At 32.7% G+C, this 9,440-nt stretch carries 6 protein-coding genes; 4 read left to right on the top strand and 2 right to left on the bottom strand.

Annotated features, from left to right (window positions below; all coding sequences use genetic code 11):
- The first annotated feature begins 143 nt into the window (after positions 1–143).
- Both EDC18_RS11480 and EDC18_RS11475 read left to right on the top strand, forming a co-directional pair.
- Positions 144–737 carry a LemA family protein gene (locus EDC18_RS11480; protein ID WP_132253303.1) on the top strand — a complete coding sequence of 198 codons (594 nt, stop codon included), beginning with the start codon at positions 144–146 and terminating at the stop codon, positions 735–737.
- A complete protein-coding gene (locus tag EDC18_RS11475; RefSeq protein WP_165878566.1) occupies positions 727–1,488 on the top strand; it encodes a TPM domain-containing protein in 762 nt (253 codons plus the stop codon). The genes EDC18_RS11480 and EDC18_RS11475 overlap by 11 nt, the downstream gene beginning before the upstream one ends.
- 39 nt (positions 1,489–1,527) lie before the next feature.
- Here the strand turns inward: EDC18_RS11475 and EDC18_RS11470 are convergent, their stop codons facing one another.
- Together EDC18_RS11470 and EDC18_RS11465 are read right to left on the bottom strand one after the other, a co-directional pair.
- Positions 1,528–2,298 (bottom strand): YibE/F family protein, encoded by a 771-nt coding sequence (locus tag EDC18_RS11470; protein WP_132253300.1) that lies wholly within the window; start codon positions 2,296–2,298, stop codon positions 1,528–1,530.
- The gene (locus EDC18_RS11465; RefSeq protein ID WP_132253313.1) at positions 2,295–3,437 is read right to left on the bottom strand and encodes a YibE/F family protein; all 1,143 of its coding nucleotides are present in this window, start codon (positions 3,435–3,437) and stop codon (positions 2,295–2,297) included. Before EDC18_RS11465 ends, EDC18_RS11470 begins: the two co-directional genes overlap by 4 nt.
- A gap of 515 nt (positions 3,438–3,952) precedes the next feature.
- Here EDC18_RS11465 and EDC18_RS11460 point away from each other — a divergent pair.
- Positions 3,953–8,413 carry a right-handed parallel beta-helix repeat-containing protein gene (locus tag EDC18_RS11460; RefSeq protein WP_207669204.1) on the top strand — a complete coding sequence of 1,487 codons (4,461 nt, stop codon included), beginning with the start codon at positions 3,953–3,955 and terminating at the stop codon, positions 8,411–8,413.
- 160 nt (positions 8,414–8,573) lie between these two features.
- Complete coding sequence (locus EDC18_RS11455; protein ID WP_132253298.1) at positions 8,574–9,281, top strand: hypothetical protein; 708 nt, start codon at positions 8,574–8,576, stop codon at positions 9,279–9,281.
- Positions 9,282–9,440: the final 159 nt, after the last annotated feature.

The raw sequence follows: 9,440 nt of genomic DNA, 5'->3' as shown, positions 1-9,440 counted from the left end.
TATTGTTGTTTTTTGGCATATCAATTCTCCTCAGGTTATTGTCGTAGTTTTATTATACACTTTTTTCTATACGACAACTATCCTAACACATAGGGTGTATAAGACTATAATAAAATAAACTAAATGTAAAATGGAGGTATTAAATGAAAACAGGAACTAAAGTTTTAATAGGAATTGGCGTAATCGTGTTATTGCTAATAATGAATATTATTGGTGTAAATAACGGCTTAGTAAATAGAAGTGAAAATGTTAGAACAGCATATAGTAATATTGATACACAACTTCAAAGACGTAATGATTTGATTCCAAATTTAGTTGCAACAGTACAAGAATATATGGCGCATGAAGCAGGTATATATGAGAGCATTACAAATGCCAGAGCACAACTAGCTGGAGCCACGACAATAGAAGAAACAGCAGAAGCGGATGCAGCACTTACATCTGCAGTAAATACAGCTTTAAGAGGTTTACTTGCTATTTCTGAAGATAATCCTGAGCTAAAGGCAAATACCAATTTTATACAACTTCAAGATGAGTTAGCAGGTACTGAGAACAGAATTGCAACAGCAAGAAGAGATTATAATAATGCAGCAAGAGAAAATAACCAATATGGTAGACGTTTTCCTGCAAGTCTTTATATTTCACTTTTTGGATTTGATTTTGATACTGTAGATTATTTCGAAGCTTCTGCAGGAGCCCGTACGACACCAGATGTAGGTGGTTTATTTGGCAACTAGATCAAGAAGAATTGTTAGAGGATTAGTAACACTGTATGTGTTGTTGTCTTTAGTTTCAACTGTAGCACTAGCAGCAAATTATCCTAGACCAACTAATGTTTTTTATGTTAATGATTATGCCAATGTTTTGGATCAACAAACAAGACAACATATAGAGTCAGTGGCAAGGGTATTAGAGTCAAGGACTTCTGCTCAAGTGGTTGTAGTAACCATTAATGATCTTAACAATGAACCTTTAGAAGAGTATTCCCTAGGATTGTTTAGAGACTGGGGAATAGGTCATGCCAGAGAGAATAATGGTGTGTTAATCTTACTAGATATAAGTGGGAGACAATCCCGTATTGAAGTAGGTTATGGATTAGAAGGTGCGCTACCTGATGGTAAAACAGGAAGAATTCAAGATAACTTTATGGTACCTTTTTTTCGGGAAAATAATTTTAGTCAAGGTATAACAGAAGGGTTTAATGTTATTGTAAATGAAATCTATAGTGAATATGGCTTTGATGAAAATGAATTTGTTGGCGAAGGGGCCTTAGCAGGCGATGAAAGACCATCAGAGGAGATACCACCTATCTTTATTTTAATCGGGGCAGTTTTAGTTATAATATTCGTAATCATAGACTTTAGATTAACTGGTGGTGTTATGACATATACAGTCATTAGATCATTAGGAAGAAGTTCAGGGTCTGGAGGCTCTACTAGAGGCGGTGGCGGAAGTGCTGGCGGCGGCGGTAGTTCTAGAGGCTGGTAGTAATAGTTTTATAGAAAAGAGATGCTCTATCTCAGAGGTTTATTCCTTTTGAGGTAAAGCATCTCTTTTTGTTAAGGTTTCTGTAGTGATTAAGGCTGTAATGGGGATGATTAATATAATTCCAATACCACCAATAAGGAGCTGAAATATTTCTGAAACAAAGATTTTTGAGTTAACCATATTGCCAAAGGAATACTTTAAAATATTAAAATAAATCATTAGTGATATAAAACCACTCATATAGGCAAAAAGAAGGGTGTTGGTCATTATACCTAGAATGTCTTTTCCAATGTTTAGACCGGATTTTAGAAGGTCTTTTTTTTCTATTAAAGGATTATTTCTAAAAACTTCATTCATTGCAGATGCTACAGATATTGAGACATCTATAATGCCCCCAAGTAACCCTATTAAAATTTGGCATAAGATGATTTTTGAAAAGTTCAAATTAACATACAGAGATAGGGTTGCTATAGAATCTAATTCTTCAGTAGAAAATCCTTGTATTTTAGCATTTCTAGACATAGTATAGGTTATTAACATAGTGATTAAAACAACTATAATAACTGAAATAAAGGATGATTTTGTTTTTTGATTCACACCGTTTAAAAAGAATAAAGTAATATAAGTGATTGCAATAGAGGCAATTATTGTAATAAGTATAGGATCAAAACTTAAAGCAATAAAAAACAACATAAAAAAGAAAATGATAAAGTTAAAAAACAAGGTAAAAAAGGTACGTATACCTCTTGATCCCCCTACAAGTAACATTAAAACAAAAAGTATTATAATTAAAATAGGAATGACATTCATTTTACAGTACCCCCTATCTTAACGTTTTTCATTAGAATAATAGAAGCAAAAAGTGTTATAGGAATAGACAAAACGATGCCTATACTGCCAATAAGAGCACGTATGATTTCTAGGTTAATACCTATTCTTAAAATATAAGATAAAGATACCCCATTTTTTAACCATAGTAGAATAATAGGGATGCTACCACTGAGATAAGCAAGGGCTAACGTGTTTGCAGTAGTGCCCATGATATCCTTGCCTATTGCTCTTCCTGAATGGATTAGTGTTTTATTTTCTATATTAGGATTCTGAGCCAATAATTCTGCTATAGAGGAAGCTATAGTAATGGCAATATCCATTATCCCACCTAAAGTTCCAATTAAAATACCACTATAAAATATTGCTTCAGGAGAGTGGATGAGGAATTCCATTTCTTCAAAATAAATCCCTTTAGCGCCTGTTAAACTTAGTACGAACAGGGTTATTAATAAAGTCATCAATGAAGTAAATAAAGAGCCAAGGATAGCAGAAGCGCTTTTTTTATTAAAGCCATTGACCATTGATATGGATACAACAATAAATAAAATGCTAGCGATTAGGGTAATTGGTATTAGATTATAACCCCTTACGAAAAACCTTATTATATTATAGAAAATCAATACATTAAACAACATCATAGCTAAAGAACGAGCGCCTTTTGAGCCAGCGACAAAAAGGGTTAATAATACAAAGAGAATGATAATATATCCTAAGTATTCATCTCTCTTAAACTCTCTAATGTAAGTGTAATGGATTTCATTAAACTCATTTTGTCTTATAGTAATAAAGACTTTGTCACCTATGGTAAAGGGTGCATTATAAGCTTCTGAATAATGTACATTATTTTGTAGATGTATTACAGTTCCTTTATGTTTGCCATTTAATATAATAGCTTCGATATCTTCTTTGATAAAATGGTGTGACAACCCATCAGTGTCAATGATTACAGAAGTAATTTTTGCAATAGGTTGATTGTAATGGTTTTCGTTATTAGATATAAAGGAGTGTAGGCTTATGGACATTAAAATCAATAGAATGCCTATGGTATATTGATAGTGATTTAATGGTTTTATTACTTTTATTAGTGAAAGTATTCTTTTTTTAATATGGGATAACATTATCTCACCATCCATATAAGTTTAATGGAATAATATCATATTACCTATTAATTGTAAATCTTGGATTTTAAGATATAAATTGAAATAAAATCATTTGAAATTCAAAAAAGCAATGTGTTAAACAGGGACTGTTTTTGTATAAAAAGGAGATGAAAAAGAGATAAAATTTAAAATTTAACAGCTTTTTAAACAATTTAATACTGGCATAATTTACAATGATTGGAAAATATATGTCAAAATGCACTAAAACCATTGATTGTAAACGTATTTTATGTTATTATAGTACATATGGTAATGATAACCATAAGAAACACATTTTTTAAACTCACTAATTTATAATGTGATAAAGGTAAGCAATTGCCTTTAAATAAGGTTTTGGTTATCCCAAAATCTATTTTTATATATTAGGACTGTAATAGCATCTAATATATAAAAATGTGACTCAAAGGGCCTTGTTTTTCTTTGGAAAAGCTTGACGCCCAAAAATTTACCAAAAAAATGAAGGAGGTTTTTACATGGCTAAGAAAAGAGTAGTAGGTCTGATAATGTCACTTGTGTTAGTATTTTCATCAATGTCTTTAACAGTTCTTGGGCAAGAGAGTGTTTTGGGGGATAACGGTGGACAATCCAGAATCTCAACAGAAAACGAAGATATTGAAGGTGAAGTTGAAATTAGTGATTGGGAAGATAGTTTCTTTGGAGACATTGGTGGTGCTGGTAGTATTGATCCAGAACACTATGAAGTGACTCCAAAAGAAGATGGATCTGTTTTTATGAGAGTTTCAAATAACAAAGGAAAAATTGCAAGTAGTGCAGATGGATTGGCTTTCTATTATAAAGAAATTCCATCAGATCTTAACTTTGAAATATCTGCAACAGCAGAAATTATTGATTACAGTGTAAACAATCAAGTTTCTTTTGGTTTAATGATAAGAGACGAAGTCCTTAAAAATGAAAGTGATGGAAGCGTATCATCAGATTATATCGCTGCAGGTCCTTTAGGATTAGCAAGAGATGCTGAATACACTTTTACTAGAAAAGATGGTACTTTAAGTAGAGAAGGGTTATTCTCAGTTAATCCAGTTCAAGGGGATAAAGTTGATATAAGCATTCAAAAAGTAGGAAACACTTATATCTTAACTGTTGGAGATGAAGCGCCAGTAGTTATAGAGAACTTTGACTTTGCAGGCAACAGCCTTTTTGCTGGACTTTATGTTGTAAGAAATGCAACGGTTAACTTCACTAATGTTAAATTAAATATTGAAGGACAACTTGGTGATTGGGAAGACAGTTTCTTTGGAGATATTGGTGGTCAAGACAAAATCAATCCAGTTGATTATGAAATAACGCCAAACGAAGATGGTACATTAAGAATGAGAGTTTCAAATAATAGAGGTAAAATTGCAGGAAGTACAGATGGATTAGCTTTCTATTACAAAGAAGTTCCAGCAAACCTTAATTTTGAAATCACAGCAAAAGCAAAAATCAATGAATATAGTGTAAACAATCAAGTATCATTTGGTTTAATGGTTAGAGATGAAATTCTACATAATATTAGTGAAGGCACATTATCTACTGATTATGTAGCAGCAGGACCATTAGGATTAGCGAGAGATGCTGAATATACATTCAGTAGAAAAGATGGCTCTTTAAGTAGAGAAGGGTTCTTTGGTGTGAATCCAGTACCTGGTGATGTTTTAGATTTAAGTATTAGAAAAGCAGGAAATACATATGTATTAACTGTTGGAAATGAAGAACCTGTAGTATATGAAGATTTCGAATTTGCTGGTAATACCCTTTATGTAGGTATGTATGCAGTAAGAAATGCAGATATTACTTTCAGTGATTTTGATATCAAAGTAGATGCAAGAAGAGTAACTGAAGTTGAAGCAAGTGTTAATGAGGGTGTAGAAATATTACTTGGGCAAGAGCTTGAGTCAGATCTATTAGATGTATCAGCAGTATTCTCTGATGGAAGTAAGCAAGCCCTTTCAGGTAGTGATTATATTGTTACAGGATATGATAGTAGTGAAGTAGGAACGACTACAGTTACTATTAACTATAATGGTGTAACAACAACAGTTGATATTGATATTACAGCTCTTACAGCAACAGAATTATCTGTTAAATACTTCCCAGCGAAAACAGATTACTATATTGGTGATCGTTTTGACGCTGATGGATTTGAAGTAACAGCTGTATATAATGATGGTTATTTGGTAAAAGAAATCAGTGAAGATTTATATGAATTTATTATTGAAGATGTGAATGAAGAGGGTGCTTTTACAAGTGCAGGTGTAAAAACAATTACAGTTGTATCTACAGAAACTCCTGAAACAACAACTTCATTTGAAGTAAATGTTAGTAATGCAACACTTACAGGATTAGATATTAGACAACTACCACAAAAAACACTTTATTTTATTGATGATGAATTAGAGTTAGATGGTATGGTTGTATATTCTAAGTATAGTGATGGTAATCAAGTAAGATTACTTAGAAATGAGTATGTGGTATCAGAGTTAGATACATCAGAGCCAGGAAGTAAAAGATTAACCCTTTCCCATAAAGACTTTACAACTGATTTAACATTAGAAGTTAAAGTTAAAGAGTTAGTAGGGATAGAGGTTACAGAATATCCAAAAACAACTTACTTTGTTGGAGAAAACTTTGATGCTACAGGTTTAGTAGTTTCACAAGTTTATGACAATGAAGATAGAGAAGTAATTGAAAACTATACAATTGATACAGATGCTTTTGATAGTTCTCAAGCAGGTGTATATGAGTTAGTTATTTCATCAAGTGTTGGTTCTACTGTGCTTAAAGTTACAGTAAGAGAAGGGGCACCAGTTGAATGGCATAGTATCATCTTTGGTCAATCTGCTGGAGCTGAAAGAAACCAAGTAAATGTTCTAGAAGATGGAACAATTGAACTTAGCGCTTTAGGTAATGCGGGTAAAGTAACAGGAGATCAAGATGGTATTTCTTATTACTATACAATATTAGATCCAGATCAAGATAACTTTGTATTATCAGCAGATATTAAAGTTATTCGATATGCAAAATCACCACATGATGGTCAAGAGTCATTTGGTATAATGGCAAGGGATGCCATAGGAACCCATTTAGATGCAAGTGTATTCTCATCAAATATCGCTGTTGTTGGTGGATATAGTGGAGGAACTACACTTCCAAATGGTACACAATTGTATGTTAGAACAGGTGTTGTATCTTCTGATGGAGAAAGACTTCCAGGTCACGAAGGTAGACAAAGCATTATGATAAAAGAAGAATTACCAACTACGGCAAACACTTATCCAGAGCAAGACTATAGACTTACTCTATCTAAAACAAATAGTGGCTATGTTGGTCAATTAAATAATGGTGAAGAAGTAATGTTTTTCGAACCAGACATATTAAGTCTTCAAGATTCAGATAACTTATTCGTAGGTTTCTTTACAGCTAGAGAGGCTCATATTGAAGTAAGTAATATTGAATTTGCTGTAACTGCTACTGAAACAGATGCACCAAAAGTTGAAGCGCCATTAGAAGCTATTGATGCAGCATTTGAAGTTGTTTCTTTAGAAAGAACTTCAGAAACAAATTATAACTTTATGTTAGAAGCTACTGCTAGTGGTACAGTTACAATCAAACAAGGTCAAGAAATTATCGCTACAGATGCAGAAGTAATAGCAGGAGAAACTTTTGCTTTAACAACTGAAATTCCTGGAAATGATAAAACAAACTTCAGTGTAACGTTCTTACCAGATGATACACAATTACTAACTTCATATGATAAGATTGTTCAAAACTTCACTGTGGAAAATAGAATTTATCTAGATGGAGAAGACATCTATGTTTCTCCAACAGGAACACCTAATGGGTCAGGAACAGAAGAAGACCCAGTTGACTTAGATACTGCAATTGATTTTGTATTACCTGGTCAAAGAATTCTTATGTTAGATGGACATTATGTTCGTGATACAAGGTTAGTTATTAATAAATACAATGATGGTACAGAAAGACATATGAAATTCTTAGTAGCTGCACCAGGTGCTAGACCAGTTATAGACTTTGATAGAAGAGTTGCTGGTGCATTATTCAGTGGTAACTACTGGTATATTGAAGGTATGGACTTTGCTCGTTCAGCAGGAAACAGCCAAGGTGTTAGACTTGGTGGAAGTCATAATATCATCAATAATGCTAGATTCTATGAGAACGGTGACACTGGAATGCAAATAAGTCGTACAGATCTTTCAATGGATATTAATGAGTGGCCATCACACAATATTATTGCAAACAGTGTATCTTTTGATAACAGAGACCCATCTGGAAATAATGCTGACGGTTTTGCCGCAAAATTAACCTCTGGATATGGTAATATCTTCATTAGATGTATTGCACATAATAATATTGATGACGGTTGGGATTTATACACTAAAGTTGGTGAAGGTGCTATCGGACCAGTACAAATTATCGATAGTATATCTTACAACAATGGTTTCTTAACAGATGGTACTGTAGGAAATGGTAAAAATGGATTCAAACTTGGTGGAGAAGGTGTCCATGTACCGCATATCCTTAAAAATAGCGTTGCTTTTGGTAATGGATCAAATGGTATTTCAAGTAATAGTAATCCAGGATTAATAATTGAAGACAGTATTTCATTCAATAATCAAAGAAATGTGTATTTATACACATACACTAACATTCAAACAGATTTCCAAGTGGACGGACTTGTATCATTCCACCAAAACCCAGAAAATAGTACTTCGGATACTTATCCTGGTAACTTAGAATCTGATAGAAATTACTTCTTTGATGGTAATGCATCATTAAATGCATCAGGAGAAGAAGCAGTTTTAACGGACGCAGACTTTGCAAAATTAAATAATTTAACAGCTCGCATAAGAGATGATAAGGGAAATATTAATTGGGATGCTTTCTATGAAATTGTAGCACCATTCTTACAATAATATAATATTATAAGTATCACATATAAAAACTAGTAGTAGAGAATTTCTCTGCTGCTAGTTTTTTTGGATAAATAGTTTACCAATTGATATAATATATATATATAAATATTTTTTCCTAAAACAATTTATACTTAAGTTGGGGAAAATTGGAGGTTTTATAATGAATAAAAAATTAAGTCTTATTTTCATCATTATTCTTGTTTCTATATCTTTATATGGTTGTAGAGAAAATGATGGGCCTTTAGATAATGTTGATGATGGTCGAATTGAAGTTCTTGAACAAAGAATTAGTGAGTTAGAAGCTGAGAATTTTTCATTAAGTGAAGAACTTAGTATTCTTAGAGAAGGACAAGGGGCTGCTGATTTAGAAGAAAATCTTATTAGAGATGCTTTAGAGGTAGTAAATCTAATTAAAGATCAAGATTTTGATGCTTTGCAGGAGTGGGTTAATCCTGAAGTAGGTTTGCTGTTTTCACCATATGCTTATGTAGATTATGCAGTGGATGTTATTTTGTTAGAGAAGGATTTGCCAAATATTATGGAAAGTGATGAAGTGTTTATTTGGGGTGCTTTTGATGGCACTGGTTATCCAATTGAATTCACTTTTAGAGAGTTTTATGAGCGTTTTATTTATGATGAGGACTATGTCAATGCACATATTATAGGGAATAATGTAGAGGTGTCCACTGGGAGTATGATTAATAATATTGAAGAGGCTTTTCCAGGGGCAGAGTTTGTTGAGTTTCATTTTACTGGTTTTGAGGAGCAGTTTATTGGAATGGATTGGAGAAGTTTGAGATTGGTTTTTCAGGAGGATAATGATAGGAGGTATTTGGTTGGGATTGTTCATGATGAGTGGACTATCTAAGGATCTTTTTATGCATTTTGAATAGAATAGGACAGATAAGCGTTTGTTGGATTATTATTATATATGAACTTCAAAAATTCACAACCATCATGGTTGTTAGATGCCTTGGCTTCGCTATTACGTTCATATATAGTAATAATCCTTTTTTTATGTCCGTTA

Source organism: Natranaerovirga pectinivora (assembly GCF_004342165.1).
GTDB classification, from domain to species: domain Bacteria; phylum Bacillota; class Clostridia; order Lachnospirales; family DSM-24629; genus Natranaerovirga; species Natranaerovirga pectinivora.
This window is presented reverse-complemented; position numbering and strand designations above follow the sequence as displayed.